Genomic DNA, 17,910 nt, shown 5'->3' with positions numbered 1-17,910 from the left:
TAAGCAACCTTTTAAAACAAAAATGGAAAGAGATGATTTACCACTGACGACGACGTTTGGTATACACATAGCTTGCAACTAAGAAACCCAATAAGACGCCTGCTGCAATGGTTGCAGCGCCGTATAAAAACATTTGTGCGCTACGTTCACTTTGTAAAACTTGGACTTGTACCGCCAAGCTATCATTTTTCAGTTGTAGCTCTTGGTTTTGTGCTAAGGCATCTAAATTGGCTTTTTCCAATTGTTGCAAACGCGTTGCTTGATCTTTAACTAAAGCCTTCACATTGGCATCTTGCAAGGCTTTATTTTTTGCCAGTTGTTCTGCGGTTAAAGGCTTCGCTTCTTGCGGTAGACCATTGGGATTCACTGTGGCAACCGCAGGCATAATACCGGGTTTATTGGCAGGTAAAGTCTGTGATGATGGTGTTGCAGTCGTTGCTTGAACAGCAGGAGTAACAACAGGTGTCGGAGCAGGAGCAGGTTCAATTGCCCATGCCGTAGAACAAATTAAAGCTAAACCCAATAAGCTTGGGACAACAACACGCATGATTTTATCCTTGAGGGAAAGCTTTATTAAAAGGTTTCACATCAATATGACTGTACACGCCTTCTTTTAAGAAAGGCTCTTCTTGCAACCATGTATCCAGTGCTTCACGCGTTTCAAAGTCAACAATAATGGTACTGCCATAAAATCCGGCTTGTGGATTGCTTGGATCTTTCGGCATCGCACCGGCTACAATTAAACGACCTTCATCATTTAATTGTTGTAGACGTGCAATATGTTGTGGGCGTGTAGCAAGGCGTTTTTCAACTGTACCTTCGTGATCAGTACAGCTTACGACGAATAAAGGCATATTCTTTTCTCGATCAGTTGACCTAAATTATTCTTCAGGCGACTTAAAATGTTTGCGCAAGACAATAAACTGAATAATGATAAAGGAAAACATCACAATCATGTCACCAAATGCAGTGAATTCACCCCAATATTTTCCGCCAGCAAATAAAAAAGCGAAGAATATATGTAAGCAAGACATCAATGCGAACATGGCTGCCCAAGCAAAGTTTAAATTTTTCCAGCCTTTTTCGGTTAAATTGAAAATGGGGCCAAATAAACGTTGAATCAGCGGTTTCTTATCTTTCATAAAATAAGGTGAAAGTAAGAATGCAGCGGCGAAGACAATATTTAACAGCGCGGCTTTCAAACGAATATAAAAATCATCGCTGAGGATTAAGGTGATGCCACCAAAAACCACAGTCATAAACAACACAATCCACTGTTGTTTATCTAAACGGAATTTTTGTATCACAAACAAGGCGCCATATACCACCAGCATAGAAATAATCAGGCCAGAGGTTGCAACCAAAATATTATTATTATCTATACCGCCTGCGGAACCAATCAATTGAAGCAGGGGATGCTCAGTATCTTTGGGATCAACGGTTTTATATAAATAAAAGAAAATAATGAGTGGCACAAAGTCTAAAAGTGCTTTCATGTTAGAGTATCTAAATCTGATCAAATAAATGACATAGTATAAGTGATGCAAGGCGTAGATTTACATACACACAGTAATATTTCTGATGGAACTTTGTCTCCAGAACAACTTGTGCATGCAGCCATTGAAAAAGGTATTCATACCCTTGCGCTGACTGACCACGATACCATGGACGGCTTAAAACGCGCTGAAAAAGTCGCACAAGACCTACCCTTGAAAATTATTTCAGGGGTGGAAATTTCCAGCCAATGGTCACGTCCCGCAACGCAAAAAAGTTACGGTGTGCATATCGTTGCCTTAAATATGCAGAATCCAGAACCTTTGTTGCTTTTACTGGAACAACAAAAACACATTCGCTCCATTCGTGCCAAACAAATTTGTGACCTCCTAATTCCGCTGATTGGTCAGGACATTTATGCCGATGTAATTGCCAAAGTGGATGGGGTCGCAGACCGTATTACCCGAACGCATATTGCCAAAACCTTAGTGGAAAAAGGCATTGTCAGCCGCCCGCAACAGGCTTTTGATAAATATATTAAAGAAGGCAAAAAAGCCTATGTGAAATTTGATGGGCTGGGTTTAGCAGAAACCATTCAGGTGATTCATGCCAGTGCTGGCTATGCTGTGCTGGCGCATCCGACTAAATATGATTTATCAGCCACCAATATTCGTTATTTAATTGAAATTTTTGCTGGGTTTGGTGGTGATGCAGTGGAATTGCCACCTGCAATTGAGCCTGCTTCGACCCGTCAAATGGTGGATCGGATGGTGGCTGAATATGGATTAAAAGTGTCTGTAGGTAGTGATTTTCATGGCGATCATATGCCGTGGATTCGCTTGGGCAATATTCCACGGCTTAAAGAAGGGCAAGTGGGAATTTGGGAGAGTTTTCGTTAATTTTTAATCCACCCTTTTGTGTCATATGTAGTTTATTTTTGATAAATATTGATTTTTTCTAATAAGAAGGTTTGAAATCATCGCATTTTACGTTAGAAGCTTTCACTGCCGTAATTTTTCAATAAAGTCGAAAGACATTTGTATAGGCGAAGTCTTACTTTTGAGAGGCCAAAAGTAAGCAAAAGCCTTTGTCACCCACACACAACGTCCCTGTTGTGGTGGGTAACGTGTGGCATCCCGCCACACCCGTGTATCCAAAGCTTGCTTAAATTAAACTATTGGCACTAATGGATTTTCTCCTCCCTTTAACAAGGAGTGAGCAGCACTGCTGCGCAAGGAGGGATTTTTATAAAAGATTATGATCCTGTGCCTGAATCGGTGGCGGCGTGGGTTTGCCCAAAGTCCCAAGTAATTCAATTTCAATGGTGCGTACCATCGCATCTAAAGGTAGGTCATTACTTTGCGTACCAAAAGGTTCTTCAATTTCTGAACTTAAAGCATCTAAACCTAAAAAAGTGTAAGCCAGTATACCGACCAGTAAAGGGGTAGCTAAACCCAGAGTTGAGCCTAAGCTAAAGGGCAACATAAAACAGAAAAAATATACGGTACGATTGAGTAACACCGAATAAGCAAATGGCAATGGGGTAGTGGCGATTCGGTCACAACCCGTTTGTACCAAACTCAGTTCAGCCACATGCTGGTTCATTTGAGTATAAATAATATCGGAAATTTCACCCTCTTTCAGCGCTTGCATCAATTCCCATTGAATCAAACTTAAGGTGTACTGCGGTGCATTGGCTTGTTGATAAAGCTGGGTTAATGCTTGCTGACTCATGCCACTGGTTTCAACCAATGCCAGTGGATTTGCGGTTTGATGTCGCAAGCGATCACGTAATACGTTTGCAAATACAATCACATGCTGAACAACACGTTCACGCCGTCCTTGAGTCAACATACGGCAGTCACGGTCAAAATGCCGTGCATTGGCAATTAGCATGCCCCAAAGTTTACGTGCTTCCCACCAGCGGTCATAACAGGCAGTATTTTTAAAGCCCAGAAAAATGGATAAAACCACACCAATGAGGGTGAAGCCAACCAAGGGAAATTCTGGAAAATGAAAATAACCAATATAGGATAATCCACCAATCACAGCGGAAATGAGCATGACCACACCTAAAGGCGGTAAAACCTTGGGAAGAATGGTTCCACGCCAAGAAAATAACACCCTAAATATACTAGGTTGGTCACGCACAATCATGTTATGAGTATCATCAAATTTTTTAATGATCTTCAATGTTCGTCAGCCTTTTGTCAATATTTGTTCTCTGTTATTTAACTTGTAGCAGTTGATGTTCGGCAAATGAGAAAGTTCCTTCAGCTGAAACAATACAATGATCAATTAAGTTGATTTCTAATAAGTGGCTGGCATGGAGAATGCGTTGGGTTAATTCAAGATCTGCTTTTGAGGGCTGTGCCAGACCAAACGGATGATTATGTGCAATGACGATGCTACTGGCATGCTGGTTAATGGCGTAGCGGAGCAGTTGATTAATCGAAATTTCACACGAATTTACCGAACCATAGAACATTTTTTTAAAGCTTATTTTTCTTAAATGTGTATCTAGGCACAGGACTGCAAAGACCTCTTGGTTTTCTCCGAGCAATTCAAATTTTAAAAAATCCAATAAAGTTTTCGAATTACTCAATTCAATTTTTTCTTGTTTTAAATGCTGCGCGATATAACGCCGTCCAAGTTCTTTGACTGCCATCAGTTGTGCATATTTAGTTGCCCCAATGCCATGGAACTGGCTTAAATCCTCAAGCGTAGCATCAAAAATAGGATTTAATCCGCCATAATGCTGCAACATGATTCGTGCAAGTTCCACCGCTGAATGTTGCTTGGAACCCGAGCGCAAAAAGATGGCAAGCAATTCTGCATCAGAGAGGCTGTTCGCACCTTGTTGGATGAGACGTTCACGTGGCCGTTCTTGTTCAGGCCAATCTTTAATCGATAAATTCATTATTTTTAGACTTTTTTATTCTTAGTGATGGTAATTAGACTTCAGTGCTGACTTGGGTCTGCCTTTATTTAATGATATTGTGAGCGCCACTGCAACAGGAAGGTAGCTTGTTTGTGAGCTTCGATTTGAGTGTAATTCCAAATAAAAATATTGTATTGGCTGTAACGGGTGGTATTGCGGCATATAAAAGTGCCATTTTAGTCCGTCGCTTAAAAGATGCCGGTTTTAATGTTCGCGTGGTGATGACAGAGGGTGCACAAGCTTTTATTACCCCCTTAACCTTCCAAGCTTTGTCGGGAAATCCAGTGCATACTGAATTGCTAAATCCTGAAGCCGAAGCAGGGATGGGGCATATTGAATTGGCACGTTGGGCGGATTTATTATTGGTTGCCCCTGCAAGTTGCGATACGTTAGCCAAATTTGCCGCAGGCTTAGCAGATGACCTATTAAGTACATTGTATCTTGCAACGAAGTCGCCGGTTTGGGTCGCACCCGCCATGAATCAACAAATGTGGGCAGCCAAAGCGACACAGCGTAATTTAAACACGTTGGTTGAAGATGGTGTGCATGTGATTATGCCAGATGCAGGTTCACAAGCGTGTGGTGATGTCGGTTTAGGCCGAATGCCGGAACCGGAAGATTTAGCACTGCAAGTCACACAGTATTTCCACCGTGCGCAGCGCGCGATTGCGGAAAAATTTGGTTTGTTGGCTGGAAAGCATGTGGTGGTTACCGCGGGACCAACGCGTGAAGCGATTGACCCAGTGCGTTATATTTCTAATCATAGTACTGGGAAAATGGGCTTTGCCTTGGCCGCTGCTTGTTATGCTGCGGGTGCGAAAGTTACGCTTATTGCAGGCCCTGTCAGTTTAGATACCCCCAATGGTGTGCGTCGTCTTAATGTTTCATCTGCGGTACAAATGCTGGATTTGAGCATGCAGATGCTGGATGAAGGTTGTGACATTTTTATTGCAACCGCAGCCGTGGCAGATTATCGCGTCGCAGAAGTGGCCGAGCATAAAATTAAAAAAGCAGGTGATGAACTGAATGTTTCGCTCATCAAAAATCCCGATATTGTCGCGACCATTGCTGGGCAACAAAAACGTCCATTTATGGTTGGTTTTGCTGCTGAAACTCGCAATGTCGAAGAATATGCTGCTGGTAAACTGGTCGCGAAAAAGCTGGATATGATTGCCTGCAATGATGTGTCGCGTGCAGATATTGGTTTTGCTTCTGATGAAAATGCCATGATTGTGTTCTTTGCAGAGCAGTACCAGCTTCAGAAGCGTGATTTAGAGAAAGCTCCAAAACAAGAAATTGCCCAGCAATTGGTCGAAGCGATTCACGACGCTTTGCATCATGAAATAGAGCCTGTTTAAAAAAACAGGTTTTATTGATGAAAATGCAGCGAATCCGTTGCATTTTTTATCAGATTTACACTATGTTTAATACTTAAAATTTAAATTTTCACAACAATTAAACATCAGCAATAGCCACAGTTTTTAAATGGATCTTTACAAGGACACTAGCATGATCAAAAAAACTTTAGCCACCGTTATATTTTCTGCACTACTTTCATTTAGCAGTATGAGTTTTGCCGAGACACTCAAAAATAATATGCAGGCCCTTGGCAAAAATTTTAAAGCATTCAATAAAGCCAATAATCAGCAAGATGCGCAGAAAGCGCTAGATCAGATGAAATTAGCTGCTTTGGATGCAAAAAAAGTGAAATTAAAAACCAATGATGCAAAAGCACCAAGTTCAGATGCTTTGTTTGATCAATTGGTGATTGAGATTGATAAAACCAGCGCTTTTGTTAAAGCAGGACAGTTAGACCGAGCCAAAGTACAAAGTAAAAATATTGCTGCCGTCAAAGACCAAGGGCATGCGATTTATAACCAACAATGATTTTATGCACATTCACAGTTCAGCATGCTGAACTGTAAAAATTTAAATTCAGCTAGCAATTTAGTCGCTCTTTAGCAGCTGTAATTTACAGCTAAGAACTACCAGCGTAAATGCACATTGACATCTAAAGAGCCAAGAAAATGCCAGTCAATTTCTGAACTGACTGGCATGATCTAGATGGATATTTTTATTTTTGAACTGATTTAACTATTTTCTTGCACTTGGTTTTCTTTTAAATAATCTTCAGTGCGTTGCATGGCTTCTTGGATATTAATCAAGGCGATTTCCACATCTTTTAAGCTTTTGGCATTGCCGCCACTTAAAGCCTGACGCCATTTACGTGCGCCGGGTAAGTTTTGGAATAAACCTAAAATATGACGGGTGATAATCGAAAGCGGTGCACCTTGTTCCATACGCTTGGCAATATACGGCATCATTTGCGCCATAATATCAAAACGATTGGGTGCTTCTAGCTGCCATAATTGGCCAAGTTCCGCCAATAGGTAAGGGTTGTGATAGGCTTCTCGACCAATCATCACCCCATCGACATGTTGTAAATGCTGCTGCGTTTCGGCAAAAGTTTTGATTCCACCGTTAATCTCAATGATTAAATTTGGACGATCTTGTTTTAAGCGATAGACATCTTCATAACGTAAAGGGGGAACATCGCGGTTTTCTTTTGGTGATAAACCTTGTAGTAATGCAATACGCGCATGTACGATAAAATTATCACACCCTGTTTTGGCGACAGTGTCGACAAAATGCAGCATCTCTTCATAAGATTGTAGGTCATCAATACCAATACGATGTTTGACTGTGACAGGGATATCGACTGCATTTCGCATTTCAGCAATACATTCGGCAACCAAATCAGGCTCTGCCATGAGGCAGGCACCAATTTTATTGTTTTGTACGCGGTCACTTGGGCAGCCCACATTGAGGTTGATTTCATCATAGCCCCAGTCTTGTGCCATTTTGCTACACGTGGCTAAATCTTTGGGATTTGAACCGCCCAGTTGCAGCACAATCGGGTGTTCTTCATTGTTATAGTCTAAATGGCGTTCTGCACCGCCAAATAAAATGGCACCCGTGGTCACCATTTCGGTATACATAATAATATTGGGATTAAACAAACGGGCAAAAAAACGATAGTCACGCGTGGTCCAATCCATCATCGGTGCAACACTGATTCGCGGAGATTGAGTGTTTTCAATGTTTTTGTTAATAGTCATTAAAAATCATACCTTTAATCTATGTTTCGCAACCTGCGCGAATCTGTTTGAACCTATATTTAGGTGGGTTAATCGGTTTGCATTTACACCAAATTTTACACCATAATCAAAAAAAAAGGTTGTGGTGTAAATTATGGGGTCAATTACAGCAAGGAAAGGGGCAGATGGTAAAGTTAACTATCGTGCTGCGATTCGAATTAATCGAAAGGGCTTTCCTACGTTCTCTGAAAGTAAAACATTTCACTCAAAGAAGTTGGCTGAAAACTGGGTTAAGAAACGAGAAGTCGAAATTCAAGAAAATCCTGATATTTTACTTGGCAAAGAAAAGCTGATTGATCTGACCTTATCAGATGCCATAGATAAATATTTGGCTGAAGTCGGGAGCGAGTACGGAAGGACGAAACGCTATTCTCTGCTCTTAATTAAGAAGCTACCAATCGCGCGCAATATTATCACAAAAATAAAATCAGTACATTTGGCCGAGCATGTTGCTTTAAGGAAGGGGGGAGTCCCTCAACTCGAACTAGAACCCATCGCGACTAGTACGCAACAACATGAGCTTTTACATATCCGTGGTGTGCTTTCTCATGCTGCTGTTATGTGGGAAATGGATATTGATTTAAATGGTTTTGATAAGGCTACGGCTCAGTTAAGAAAAACACGCCAAATATCTTCCAGTCAAAAAAGAGACCGACTTCCATCAACGGATGAACTGATTGCATTGACGAAGTATTTTTCAGAGAGATGGAGGCTAAACCGTTATGGTTCTAAGTATCCAATGCATTTGATTATGTGGTTTGCTATTTTCTCATGCAGACGTGAAGCTGAATTAACACGATTATTTCTTCGAGATTATGATTCACATCACTCAACATGGAAAGTGCATGATCTAAAAAATCCAAATGGCTCCAAAGGTAATCATAAATCATTCGATGTCCTTAATCCTTGTAAGGAAATGATTAAAAGATTAAAGCAGTCAGAAGTTCGTGAACGGATGTTGAAGCTTGGGCATGATGAAAACTTATTGTTGCCATTGAATCCCAAAAGCTTAGGTAAAGAGTTTAGAGAAGCTTGTCGAATGTTGGGTATTGATGATCTACGCTTTCATGATTTGAGACATGAGGGATGTACTCGACTAGCTGAACAGAGCTTTACTATTCCTGAGATTCAGAAAGTAAGTCTGCATGATTCTTGGAGCAGTTTACAGCGTTATGTTTCGGTGAAGGCAAGAAGAAATACTATGCAGTTAGAAGAGGTGCTACGCCTCATCGATGAAACGTAGCATAATCTTTTGAAGCTTCTGAATACTTACTGTCTAAAATATCTGCTAGATCTTTAATGTGCACCAAAAAAGGTGCACGTTTACTTTGATCTATTTTAAACACTGAGAAAGGGAATTCTTGATTATTCGCCTTTCTCAGTGCTTCAGCTTTACTAAGATGAGGGTAATAGTCGGAAACTATTGTCATCAGTTCAATGGTCATAGAGCGATATTTCATAAATAGGTAGTCAGCAGTGGTAAGCTGAAACATTCCCATTATTAGATTTTCAATCCTATTAGACAAATTTTGAGTACAAAATCTCAAGAGAAGTCTGTAGTCCATCTACTCTATATAATGCATCTGTACCTATAAGATAGCTTTTTAGGCATCTGATACGCTCCCTATAATTTGGGTTTTTCTTACTAAAACGGTTGTTAGCAAGAAACCCATTTAGGCATCCAGAATCATAGTTGAAGTAATAGCAGCTATTTGATTCAACAGTATTTTTTATACTTTGAAAGAAGCTTAGGTCTGTAAACCCTGATGGTTCATCAATGTAATCTTTCTGCAAGATCACGATATAGCGCAAATTCATGCGCTTGTTTAAACAAGGTTCTTTCTTTAACAAAATGGCTAAACATTTATCAGGCTCGATCTGATTCAGCTGAATTTTTAGTTCATTACTGATAAATTTCTCTAACCCATTAAGATGTATAGTATTATTTTGATCCGTATCATAATTAAGGCAGAACTCTTGAAGCTCAAAACCAGAAGAGCTTCTTTCAATATTTCGAAATGTTGTATCCAATTCTTGCTTTGAGCCTTCAAAAGGCTTAGACCATTCGATAAGGCTCTTAGTAAATTCAATAGTTTGTATGCGATATTGGAAATGCTCAGATAAATAAGATACAGCAAGTGGATTAATGGTAGCAGTTTGATTTTGCTGAATTAAGCCATGCTCATAAGCTAGATTACCTAAGTTTGCATTATATGGATTCAGGCTAATATTTAACATATTGCCATTAAACCATGGTGCATTATTCAGCCAAGGAATTGTTTGTATTGCTTGCATAATAGCGACATTTGAGCCTTTAAGGGCTTTTTCAATGCTTTTAGCAGATGCTTTTCCAATAAGTGATGTTGCTTGATAAATATCAGATGGACTTGGATGTGATAGTGCTAATCGTGCACCAGTGCTACAAAAATATGCAGTATGAGCTACTGAAAGATCTCTCTTAGTCAACATTAGAAATCCCCCTTATCTTTGCTATTCAACAAAGTTGTGTTAACAGCTTTTCTTGGACGACCAGCATTAGAGCGTCGTTGAGGTGGCTGACTAATTTGAATTGTTCTAACGCTATTTAGTTTGTTAAACATGAAGTACTGTTCCTTTTTACAGAAATATTGAACACAATCATCTAACGCCTTTTGCTTTGCGGTATCTGTGTGGTCAATCATTCCTATACATAGAGTTTTGTATTTGTCTTTTGCCATGTGGCAGTTATAGGTGCAGCCTTGATCGTTCGTAAGCTTTTTCCAGTACTTGGTAATTTCATGTGCAAAATACCCATCACTTTGATATAAATTACCATCCATAAAAAACAGAGCGTGGACGTGAAAGCCCTTTTTTAACCCATGTTCAAACTTCAAAATATAACCCTTGATTTGGTTCAATATTTTGTTATGCCTTCTATTCCGTAATAACTGTGCAATTAGCTCTTTTAAAGATTGCAAGGCATTTTCAGAATGAAAGGGGTGTTGTAGTTCATCTGGACAATAAGGGGTTAAGTTCTCTAAAGGTGGCTTAAAGGCAAAATCAACACGTATAACCAAAAGTTTGCTGAATTTGGCAAAGCATTGGTTTATCGCTTTACGACAAGACTTTAAGTTTTGTTTAGCCTTTTCCTCACGTTTTCGGATAACATTTTTTACTATAGTGCTACCCATTTGCTCACGAATCAGTTGAACGAATTGATTTAATAAATCTGCTCTTGGCTGTATATGTACAAGAGGTTGGGAATTTGGTTGTTCAAATAACCCAATCAGATCTAATTCGGTATTTAAAAGTTCTTTTGCTTTGAAGAAACATAATATTTCTTCACAGACTATAAAGTCTTTCAGGTAATTAAGATCAATGCCTGTAATATCATCAAAGACAGGCACAAATGGTCTTATCCACTGAGCGTAGTAAAAGAAGCCCTTAAATACGTTGAAATCATCGGGTTCAACTTTGGCTGCAAATTCGCTTTGCGTTTAAACATTCCCTGACGAATGACACTATATTGAGCATACATTTCAATCGGTGGTCACGATATAAAATGGTCTGTTCAATCTCTGATGATGGCAGAAGTTCAAATGCACCATCGCTAATGAGAGGATAAACAATCACAGGTGTCTGAGGTTTGTAAGATTTAAGAGGCATGAGTGTACCCCTTAGCTTTATAGCAGTTAAATCTATACTGATTAATAATCAGTAGTGTTTTGTATAACACTACTGGAATTGGTATATACAAACTACCCAGATGATAATTAGTATGCTTATTGGGATAATATATACTTAATAGTAATATTATCCTTAATCCAGAAGCTCGGCCTGATCGAGGTTTTATACTTTGATTAAGCGATGAACCCGAAGGTTTTTTAAATATTGCGGTGTACATACTTACTGTCCTAAATTTTGGATTAGTTATGGGAAAAGCCCATTAAATTGAATAGCTACCTTGAAGCAGAAAGGACACTATCCAATGACAGTAAATTTACACTTGATTGAAAAATTAATAATGAGCCGTCCAAGTAATTTAAAAAAACTTATTCAACATTAAAATCAGTTACTTATGGATTATTTGCTCGTAAAGGTCAGGATTTTTGTTGATGAGTTTAAGTATTCTGGTTGGTAAGTTCTCTAGCTTAATGTACTGATTGTGGTTATTGTGGTTTCGGTCATTATTCATGAAAACCTCAATTTCCTTTGCAATCTCATCTGCTATTTTCTCAGCAGCTGCATTCTTGCTTTTATATTTATTCTTGAATTTGTCTTGCTTGAGAAGTTCTAAAATTTTGTGATCAATAGCTTCAAAATTGTGTTTCTTTTTTAAATTACCCTCAATATTTAATGATGAGCCATTTAGTTTTTTAAGTAACTTTGTATTGTTTAACAAAGTATGTCCTTCACATATAACTGGTATATTCTCTATTTTTTTATTTGATGTCGAAGATCTTTGGTATTGTTTAAAAAGACCAAGCGCAATACATTCATTTATAGCTTGTTCTAAGTGAATGCCTGAATCTATATACATTGATTCGCGATAAGACTTTAATTTATCTATAAAACAAGGCTCATTTTTGTATTGCTTTTTAGCACCCTCTGGATCTTTGATAAAGGAATCAAGCAAATCAAGTTTTTCGTATATGTCTATGGCTTTTGCTAGATACTCGAAAATAGAAAGTATTGACTTATGACGGTCTTCCTCATATGTATCAATAATTTCTTGGCAGCGTTGTAAGCTCGCTTCTATGGTAATTGTCGGATCAACCACTTCTACTAAAATTGATTTGATACAAGTCGAAAAAATTATAACTATGCCTGTAAATAATTGGATAATGCTATTTTTGGAATTGTATGTACCTGCACGCATTATCTCTACATCGAGAAAGTTGCATTGGAAAATTTCTTTATGCAAGTAGTCTGGGATTAATGTACCTCTAATATTTAGAAAATTGTAGGGGTAGCTTTTACCTGAATACACAATTTCAATTTGGGTAAGTATTTTTGTTTCTTTTATATCTTTATAAGTGGTCTTGATCTGGTGCAGTTCAGAGATACAGGGACTTTGTTGTAATGACATCTCTTTTAGAAAAGCTCTAAAATTTTTTTCAGCTAATTTTAGATCGGCTTCAGTTGGATCTGGTCTTTCTAATTTTTCAAATTGATCTGTTATGTTGTCTGGCTTCTTTTGTTTATTTTTAATACGCATAATCTGGCTTCAATAGTTGTACATACTTAACTATTTTAGCTTAAAAGTCATTAAATTGAGTGTAAGACACTTATAACTAAAAAAGCGTTAACGCCGTGTCTTTTCTAAAGTTGAAGGCCTAAAAAAGCCCTAGATGATAGGGCTATTTTTGATTTTTATTCACCTGAGCTATGAAGGTCTTCCCAAGTTTGAGCAGCAACTTCATATGAAACATTGTCGGATTCAGCAATTTTTTGAATCTCATTTTCGCGAGCTTCTTTGTAATCTTCTTCTTGCTGTTCAAGATTTAGATCTTGTTTCATGTTTAATCCCCCTTAATTAAAAATTTTAGTTGGATTAATATGCAGAAAAAGAGCTAAGGTTTCAATACTACAAATGATGCAATATAACATTAATTTTTTACGTATTAGCTGATTGCTTGACGCTCTACAATCCGCAGATTATCCTTAGCCTGCTGACCTACATCGTCAGTCGGTTTTGACAGACCGTTATCATCTAGCACATCAAAAAAGTAATTTTTTGGTGGCGAACTCGTTCGTCCCCCTTCGTTGCGGTAGGGCGAGGGAGGGACGCCTTGTGCGTGCCAGTTCCTAGATGACTGGTCTGTCAACCCTTTCTCGTTCTGCCACCATCATTTGACAGTGACTTGGTAGAACTTCTAAACCATCTAGGAGTACGCCATGCGCTTACATCAAGACCGTCTTTTATATTTCTCTTTTTTCATGTTTGTACCGTTGGGTGATTAGACCTGATGCTGTGCAGTCAATGCATAGCTGTGTCGATGCCTTTCTAAGAATAAAACTTTTTTAAGTACATATTACCGATATGAAGATGAATCTCTCATGCTGTTTTGAGGGTCATAGATCCGTGTGCTTTATCGTCTATAACACTTCAAAAAAACATTGATATTCATTCCAACATTCATGCATGGGGAGCACTGCGTCTGATTGAGACCAAGACGAGTGATGCCTATAAAAAGAGAAAATGATTATGTTTAAAACCTTCCTAAAAACTGCCCTTATTTCATCACTACTTGCAGGTGCATCATTGGCGCAGGCAGGCTGGTTTGCGCAAGCCAGTGAAGCCTACTTTGTTAAAGCCCGCAATTTGGGTGGCGGGGTGTATCAGTGCATGTATAAAACCAATCCGGGCAACCGTGGTTGGCGTAATTTCACGGTGAACTTTCAGGGTGGTTGTCCGCGCTTTGTTCACTTTAATGCTCAGAATGGTCAAGTCACTGTACCCAACTAAAGACGGGGAGCATTTGAGATGAACCAAAAAACCATATTAGGCTTGGCGACAATCTTAGCCCTGACCTTGATCAGCATTGCAGGTTTCTATTTCTTTAGCCCCAAGCATGTAACTGAAAAAACTGTTCAAGCCAGCACTTCTGAGGCTAGCTCTGCACAGCCTTTGGAATCTGCCAGTTCAGAACCAGCCTCAACCGAGATTCCCGCAGCGGAAGTGGATGGCATCGATGTCAAAGAATTGACCACGGGAAGCAAGAGTCTGAGTCCAGCAGACCATGAACCTGAATTGCTGAGTTTTGAGTTTGATAAAAACTTAAAGTCTGTCGATACCTTACTGTCGATGCTGCCTTATGACGAACTGCCTCAGTTTGAGCAGGACAACATAGACAAGTATCAACGCTATGTCTTCGCCAAAGCCGCAAAAGATACAGGCAAATCAGTGAAAGACTTCAGCTTGCAGGAACATGGAGCGCTGGAATCGGAGCAGGCGGGCAATCGTTACTACGTTTATAAATTTGATAATGGCACAGACTGTGAAATTCATCTGGTCAGTATTGATTTAAATACGGGCGATTATAGCGTGAGCTATAACTACTGCTAAGGATGAAATGTATGAAGCAATTTTTTAAACCCATCCTACTCGCAGTAACTGCAACGACAGGAATGTTGTTGAGTGGATGCAGTTCTGGCCTTGATCCAAATACATTTACGGTAGAACTAGATGTCAAAGATACTAGTAACTGGTATGCCCAAAATCAGTCCGCTACAGTATTGACGATCCGCTCTAATAGTGCAGATCCGATTGATGTCACCAATGTGCTGATCAACAACGGTGAATGCAGTTACGAAGGCTATCGTCGATCGTTGGAATATCCACAGCATTTTAAAATGGGTCTGCGTTTAAGACTGAAATTAACAGGCTGTGGCTATGACAATGTAGTGCGTGTTGACGTTGAAACGGAAAAAGGCACTGCAAGCTATAGCTTCCAATAACGGCCCTCGACTCTCAACGACAAAGCAAAAACTAAATCAAACCGTGTCCTCAATGGGCACGGTTTTTTTATGCCCTCAATTCAGCTCTTCGCACTGAATTCATTTCACAAGGAATATCAATGTCCTTTATTCAATGTCCCTACTGTCAGTCTACCCATGTCAGACAGACCGATTCAGGCAATGCCCACGCCAACTATTTCGAACAGTTACAACGCTGTATCTCACCAACACAAATGGCGATGTTCGGCATGCAGATCGCGAAAAAAGCAGGCGTTTCACCTTTTATTGGCGCCACGGTCGGGGTGGTCATCGGTGGCGTCCTAGTCGTCGTCAGCCAATACTACTTTGAAAAGTACTACAGCAATGCCGAGCAGTATGTCTGCTTAGATTGCCAACAACAGTTTGCATGGATGCCGTAATCGCATCTCAGACTTTACACAGTTACATCTTTAAATAGATGGATTGTTTAAACCCTTACAGCACATTTCTGCATCTTTACATCTTTCACTTTTATTTTAGGAATATTCACAATGGCACATCAAATTGAAAACATGGCTTATGTCGGTCAAACCCCTTGGCATGGTCTAGGCAACCAACTCACGCCCAATCAACCGATTGAAGTCTGGGCCAAACAGGCAGGCATGGACTGGCAGATTGAAAGCTCGAATGTCAGCTATATGGCGCAAAACGAGCGTGGGCAAAGCATCATCATGCCCTATGAAGAACAACGGGTTTTATACCGTTCTGATACGTATGCCCCTTTATCGGTAGTCAGTCAACGTTATCAGGAAGTCCAACCACTTGAAATTTTAGAGTTTTATCGTGATCTGACTGAACAATCAGGCTTTGAACTGGAAACCGCAGGAGTATTGAAAGGCGGCAAGAAATTCTGGGCTTTAGCCAAGACTGAACAGACCTCAGCTTTAAAAGGTAAAGATGTCAGTAATGGTTATATTCTCTTGGCGACTGCTTGTGATGGAACCTTAGCGACCACGGCGCAATTCACCAGTATTCGCGTGGTATGTAATAACACTCTAGCGATTGCGCTGAAAGGTCAGAGCACATCTACAGGCGTAGTCAAAGTGCCACACAGTACCAAATTTGATGCAGAGAAGATCAAACAGCAACTGGGGATTTCAGTGCGGGCATGGAACGAGCACATGTATGAAATGAAACAACTCAGTCAGCGTAAAGTTACACAGACTGAAGCTGCTGCTTATTTCGATGCGGTGTTTAATAACACTAGCCTAAGCATGGCGGAGCAAGACGAAGGCATTATTCAGTTCTATCGTAATGTAGCCAGACAAGCTAACCACATAACCAAAGCTGCAAATAAGACTGAACCGAATGGCCGTGCCATGTCTAAAGTTATGACCATGTTTAACGGGCATGGTCGCGGTGCAGAACTCAGCTCAGCTAAAGACACCGCTTATGGCTTACTGTGTTCCATTACGGAATTTGCAGACCACGAGCGCCGAGCCATGAGTCAGGATCATCGTTTAGATTCAGCATGGTTCGGTGCAGGGGCGGGCTTAAAACAACGAGGATTAGAAGTAGCTTTAAAGATGATTGACTAACTTAAATCAACGAACAACCCATCCGATTAACGAGCAAACAGTAAAAAGAGACTACAGAGCCACATTTTCGGATGTGGCTTTTTTATGCCCGAAATTTAATAAAATACGGAAATAAACAATGAATAGTCATTCGAATAGCAGTACTGAATAAATTCACCGAATTAAGAAGACCTGATACTTAAGCAGTGTCTTGACTTTGAAAATTTAAGGTGGGCTTTAATTTTTTCAATGCTTATGAATTAATGCTTTTCCAAGTAATGTATTGGAAAAACTTAAATTGAAACTTGTAGTAACGCCATTTTTGTAAAATAAACTATTGACAGTGCGAAAGTCTCATCTTACACTAAGTCATAGTTTGCAGAAACGCCATTACAGCAAAATGAGGGAATGATGGGGATAAAACTTAAAAAGCTTGCCTCTATACAAACGGGACATTCTTTTCGTTCAAAAATCGAACCTGATTCTGATGGAAATATTTCAGTTATTCAGATGAAAGATCTAACTGAAGATAACCGACTTAATGCTAAAGAGTTAGTGCAGATTGATATGCAGGATTTAAAGGAGCATCACAGGGTCAAAATTAATGATTTGGCGTTTCGTTCCAGAGGTCAAACAAATACAGCAGCAATCATCGATCAGCAACTAAAAGACGCAGTTATTGCAGCTCCTTTACTACGAATTAGGGTTGAGAGTAATTTGATTTTGCCGGCATATTTATGTTGGTTTATTAATCAACCGTCTTCGCAAGCAGCGTTGCAAAGTAAGGCAACGGGGACAGCAGTAAGAATGATAGGAATACCGGCAATTGAGGACCTGGAGGTTGTAGTACCAAGCTTAGATGTACAGCAGAAGATAATTAAAATTTACCAATTATCTATCGACGAACAAAAGCTAATGAATGCTTTAGCAAAGAAAAAGGAGGTATTAACAGGCGCAATTTTAATGCATTTAGCAATGAATACCCAGTAATGACAGTTACCGGGTTAGACCAACCAAAAGTGTGACAGCACTTTTAGTAAAACTTCAATCCAAATACAGGAGCCATAATTATGGCAAAGAAAACATCATCAAGCAAGGGCAATACCCGACACGTCGTACCGCATTCTGATGGATGGGCTAACAAAAAAGGTGGTGCTGAACGTGCCTCAAGTGTGTACAGCACTAAACGAGAGGCCGAAGCCGCAGCGCGAGAACAAAGTAAACGCGAAGGTTCTGAGCTTGTTGTGCATGGTCAAAATGGCCAGATACAACGTAAAGATAGCCATGGTAACGACCCCAGAAATATTAAAGGATAAGGAGC

The 17,910-nt window shown here is 39.7% G+C and carries 22 protein-coding genes; 11 read left to right on the top strand and 11 right to left on the bottom strand.

What is annotated here, in order from left to right; all coding sequences use genetic code 11:
* Positions 1-37 precede the first annotated feature (37 nt).
* From F994_RS10170 to F994_RS10160, 3 genes are read right to left on the bottom strand one after another with little or no spacing between them, the layout of a single operon-like run.
* Positions 38-547, bottom strand: coding sequence for an SH3 domain-containing protein (locus tag F994_RS10170; RefSeq protein ID WP_004650289.1), 510 nt, complete (start codon positions 545-547; stop codon positions 38-40).
* Positions 548-551: 4 nt separating this feature from the next.
* On the bottom strand, positions 552-854 hold the full coding sequence (locus tag F994_RS10165; RefSeq protein WP_004650288.1) for a YciI family protein: 303 nt from the start codon (positions 852-854) through the stop codon (positions 552-554).
* Positions 855-881: 27 nt separating this feature from the next.
* The gene (locus F994_RS10160; protein ID WP_004650287.1) at positions 882-1,496 is read right to left on the bottom strand and encodes an inner membrane-spanning protein YciB; all 615 of its coding nucleotides are present in this window, start codon (positions 1,494-1,496) and stop codon (positions 882-884) included.
* Positions 1,497-1,541: 45 nt separating this feature from the next.
* On the opposite strand from F994_RS10160, the gene F994_RS10155 reads away from it, so the two are divergent.
* Positions 1,542-2,393 carry a PHP domain-containing protein gene (locus F994_RS10155; protein WP_004650286.1) on the top strand — a complete coding sequence of 284 codons (852 nt, stop codon included), beginning with the start codon at positions 1,542-1,544 and terminating at the stop codon, positions 2,391-2,393.
* Positions 2,394-2,739: 346 nt separating this feature from the next.
* Here the strand turns inward: F994_RS10155 and F994_RS10150 are convergent, their stop codons facing one another.
* Together F994_RS10150 and radC are read right to left on the bottom strand one after the other, a co-directional pair.
* Entirely contained in the window at positions 2,740-3,651 is a 912-nt protein-coding gene (locus tag F994_RS10150; RefSeq protein ID WP_004650285.1) for a bestrophin family protein, read from the bottom strand.
* A gap of 70 nt (positions 3,652-3,721) precedes the next feature.
* Positions 3,722-4,414 carry a RadC family protein gene (radC, locus tag F994_RS10145; protein WP_004650284.1) on the bottom strand — a complete coding sequence of 231 codons (693 nt, stop codon included), beginning with the start codon at positions 4,412-4,414 and terminating at the stop codon, positions 3,722-3,724.
* A 113-nt stretch (positions 4,415-4,527) separates the two neighbouring features.
* Here radC and coaBC point away from each other — a divergent pair, with 113 nt between their 5' ends.
* Both coaBC and F994_RS10135 read left to right on the top strand, forming a co-directional pair.
* Positions 4,528-5,793, top strand: a complete 1,266-nt coding sequence (gene coaBC / locus F994_RS10140; protein ID WP_034697047.1) for a bifunctional phosphopantothenoylcysteine decarboxylase/phosphopantothenate--cysteine ligase CoaBC — start codon at positions 4,528-4,530, stop codon at positions 5,791-5,793.
* A gap of 151 nt (positions 5,794-5,944) precedes the next feature.
* Positions 5,945-6,322, top strand: coding sequence for a cytochrome b562 (locus tag F994_RS10135; RefSeq protein ID WP_004650282.1), 378 nt, complete (start codon positions 5,945-5,947; stop codon positions 6,320-6,322).
* Between the two features lie 203 nt (positions 6,323-6,525).
* Here F994_RS10135 and dusA read toward each other — a convergent pair whose 3' ends face one another.
* Positions 6,526-7,554 carry a tRNA dihydrouridine(20/20a) synthase DusA gene (gene dusA / locus F994_RS10130; RefSeq protein WP_004650280.1) on the bottom strand — a complete coding sequence of 343 codons (1,029 nt, stop codon included), beginning with the start codon at positions 7,552-7,554 and terminating at the stop codon, positions 6,526-6,528.
* 133 nt (positions 7,555-7,687) lie between these two features.
* Between dusA and F994_RS10125 the strand changes: the two genes are divergently transcribed.
* Positions 7,688-8,836 (top strand): site-specific integrase, encoded by a 1,149-nt coding sequence (locus F994_RS10125; RefSeq protein WP_004650279.1) that lies wholly within the window; start codon positions 7,688-7,690, stop codon positions 8,834-8,836.
* On the opposite strand, the gene F994_RS10120 is transcribed toward F994_RS10125, so the two are convergent.
* From F994_RS10120 to F994_RS17620, 5 genes are all read right to left on the bottom strand, one after another.
* Positions 8,820-9,092 carry a pyocin activator PrtN family protein gene (locus F994_RS10120; RefSeq protein ID WP_004650278.1) on the bottom strand — a complete coding sequence of 91 codons (273 nt, stop codon included), beginning with the start codon at positions 9,090-9,092 and terminating at the stop codon, positions 8,820-8,822. The two genes, F994_RS10125 and F994_RS10120, sit on opposite strands and share 17 nt — an antisense overlap.
* A gap of 19 nt (positions 9,093-9,111) precedes the next feature.
* Positions 9,112-10,062, bottom strand: a complete 951-nt coding sequence (locus F994_RS10115) for a hypothetical protein (protein ID WP_004650277.1) — start codon at positions 10,060-10,062, stop codon at positions 9,112-9,114.
* Positions 10,062-10,979: a YagK/YfjJ domain-containing protein gene (locus F994_RS10110; RefSeq protein WP_004650276.1), complete on the bottom strand. Its 918-nt coding sequence runs from the start codon at positions 10,977-10,979 to the stop codon at positions 10,062-10,064. The genes F994_RS10115 and F994_RS10110 overlap by 1 nt, the downstream gene beginning before the upstream one ends.
* Positions 10,980-11,644: 665 nt before the next feature.
* The gene (locus tag F994_RS10105; protein ID WP_004650273.1) at positions 11,645-12,790 is read right to left on the bottom strand and encodes a hypothetical protein; all 1,146 of its coding nucleotides are present in this window, start codon (positions 12,788-12,790) and stop codon (positions 11,645-11,647) included.
* 155 nt (positions 12,791-12,945) lie between these two features.
* Positions 12,946-13,092, bottom strand: coding sequence for a hypothetical protein (locus F994_RS17620; RefSeq protein WP_004650272.1), 147 nt, complete (start codon positions 13,090-13,092; stop codon positions 12,946-12,948).
* 688 nt (positions 13,093-13,780) lie between these two features.
* Between F994_RS17620 and F994_RS10100 the strand changes: the two genes are divergently transcribed.
* The 7 genes from F994_RS10100 (at position 13,781) to F994_RS10070 (ending at position 17,905) form a co-directional block, all read left to right on the top strand.
* Entirely contained in the window at positions 13,781-14,041 is a 261-nt protein-coding gene (locus F994_RS10100; protein WP_004650270.1) for a hypothetical protein, read from the top strand.
* Positions 14,042-14,059: 18 nt separating this feature from the next.
* A complete protein-coding gene (locus tag F994_RS10095; RefSeq protein ID WP_004650269.1) occupies positions 14,060-14,641 on the top strand; it encodes a hypothetical protein in 582 nt (193 codons plus the stop codon).
* A gap of 11 nt (positions 14,642-14,652) precedes the next feature.
* Positions 14,653-15,033 carry a hypothetical protein gene (locus tag F994_RS10090; RefSeq protein ID WP_004650268.1) on the top strand — a complete coding sequence of 127 codons (381 nt, stop codon included), beginning with the start codon at positions 14,653-14,655 and terminating at the stop codon, positions 15,031-15,033.
* 119 nt (positions 15,034-15,152) lie between these two features.
* Positions 15,153-15,452, top strand: coding sequence for a hypothetical protein (locus F994_RS10085; protein WP_004650267.1), 300 nt, complete (start codon positions 15,153-15,155; stop codon positions 15,450-15,452).
* A gap of 111 nt (positions 15,453-15,563) precedes the next feature.
* Positions 15,564-16,610, top strand: coding sequence for a DUF932 domain-containing protein (locus F994_RS10080; RefSeq protein WP_004650266.1), 1,047 nt, complete (start codon positions 15,564-15,566; stop codon positions 16,608-16,610).
* A 387-nt stretch (positions 16,611-16,997) separates the two neighbouring features.
* Positions 16,998-17,579 carry a restriction endonuclease subunit S gene (locus F994_RS10075; RefSeq protein WP_228128048.1) on the top strand — a complete coding sequence of 194 codons (582 nt, stop codon included), beginning with the start codon at positions 16,998-17,000 and terminating at the stop codon, positions 17,577-17,579.
* Between the two features lie 80 nt (positions 17,580-17,659).
* Complete coding sequence (locus tag F994_RS10070) at positions 17,660-17,905, top strand: DUF2188 domain-containing protein (RefSeq protein ID WP_004650264.1); 246 nt, start codon at positions 17,660-17,662, stop codon at positions 17,903-17,905.
* The last annotated feature ends 5 nt before the right edge of the window (positions 17,906-17,910 follow it).

This window comes from Acinetobacter bohemicus ANC 3994 (assembly GCF_000367925.1).
GTDB lineage: Bacteria > Pseudomonadota > Gammaproteobacteria > Pseudomonadales > Moraxellaceae > Acinetobacter > Acinetobacter bohemicus.
Note: the sequence above shows the minus strand (reverse complement) of the source record. Positions and strands in the feature narration are given on the sequence as shown.

Bases quoted from the DNA above. Each gene is read 5' to 3' on its own strand.
- F994_RS10135 (WP_004650282.1), top strand. From the start codon at position 5,945: ATGATCAAAAAAACTTTAGCCACCGTTATATTTTCTGCACTACTTTCA.
- F994_RS10095 (WP_004650269.1), top strand. From the start codon at position 14,060: ATGAACCAAAAAACCATATTAGGCTTGGCGACAATCTTAGCCCTGACC.
- radC (WP_004650284.1), bottom strand. From the start codon at position 4,414: ATGAATTTATCGATTAAAGATTGGCCTGAACAAGAACGGCCACGTGAA.
- F994_RS10165 (WP_004650288.1), bottom strand. From the start codon at position 854: ATGCCTTTATTCGTCGTAAGCTGTACTGATCACGAAGGTACAGTTGAA.
- F994_RS10080 (WP_004650266.1), top strand. From the start codon at position 15,564: ATGGCACATCAAATTGAAAACATGGCTTATGTCGGTCAAACCCCTTGG.
- F994_RS10085 (WP_004650267.1), top strand. From the start codon at position 15,153: ATGTCCTTTATTCAATGTCCCTACTGTCAGTCTACCCATGTCAGACAG.
- F994_RS17620 (WP_004650272.1), bottom strand. From the start codon at position 13,092: ATGAAACAAGATCTAAATCTTGAACAGCAAGAAGAAGATTACAAAGAA.
- F994_RS10155 (WP_004650286.1), top strand. From the start codon at position 1,542: ATGCAAGGCGTAGATTTACATACACACAGTAATATTTCTGATGGAACT.
- F994_RS10090 (WP_004650268.1), top strand. From the start codon at position 14,653: ATGAAGCAATTTTTTAAACCCATCCTACTCGCAGTAACTGCAACGACA.
- F994_RS10120 (WP_004650278.1), bottom strand. From the start codon at position 9,092: ATGGGAATGTTTCAGCTTACCACTGCTGACTACCTATTTATGAAATAT.
- F994_RS10150 (WP_004650285.1), bottom strand. From the start codon at position 3,651: ATGATTGTGCGTGACCAACCTAGTATATTTAGGGTGTTATTTTCTTGG.
- F994_RS10070 (WP_004650264.1), top strand. From the start codon at position 17,660: ATGGCAAAGAAAACATCATCAAGCAAGGGCAATACCCGACACGTCGTA.
- dusA (WP_004650280.1), bottom strand. From the start codon at position 7,554: ATGACTATTAACAAAAACATTGAAAACACTCAATCTCCGCGAATCAGT.
- F994_RS10105 (WP_004650273.1), bottom strand. From the start codon at position 12,790: ATGCGTATTAAAAATAAACAAAAGAAGCCAGACAACATAACAGATCAA.
- F994_RS10125 (WP_004650279.1), top strand. From the start codon at position 7,688: ATGGGGTCAATTACAGCAAGGAAAGGGGCAGATGGTAAAGTTAACTAT.
- F994_RS10170 (WP_004650289.1), bottom strand. From the start codon at position 547: ATGCGTGTTGTTGTCCCAAGCTTATTGGGTTTAGCTTTAATTTGTTCT.
- F994_RS10100 (WP_004650270.1), top strand. From the start codon at position 13,781: ATGTTTAAAACCTTCCTAAAAACTGCCCTTATTTCATCACTACTTGCA.
- F994_RS10160 (WP_004650287.1), bottom strand. From the start codon at position 1,496: ATGAAAGCACTTTTAGACTTTGTGCCACTCATTATTTTCTTTTATTTA.
- F994_RS10115 (WP_004650277.1), bottom strand. From the start codon at position 10,062: ATGTTGACTAAGAGAGATCTTTCAGTAGCTCATACTGCATATTTTTGT.
- F994_RS10075 (WP_228128048.1), top strand. From the start codon at position 16,998: ATGATGGGGATAAAACTTAAAAAGCTTGCCTCTATACAAACGGGACAT.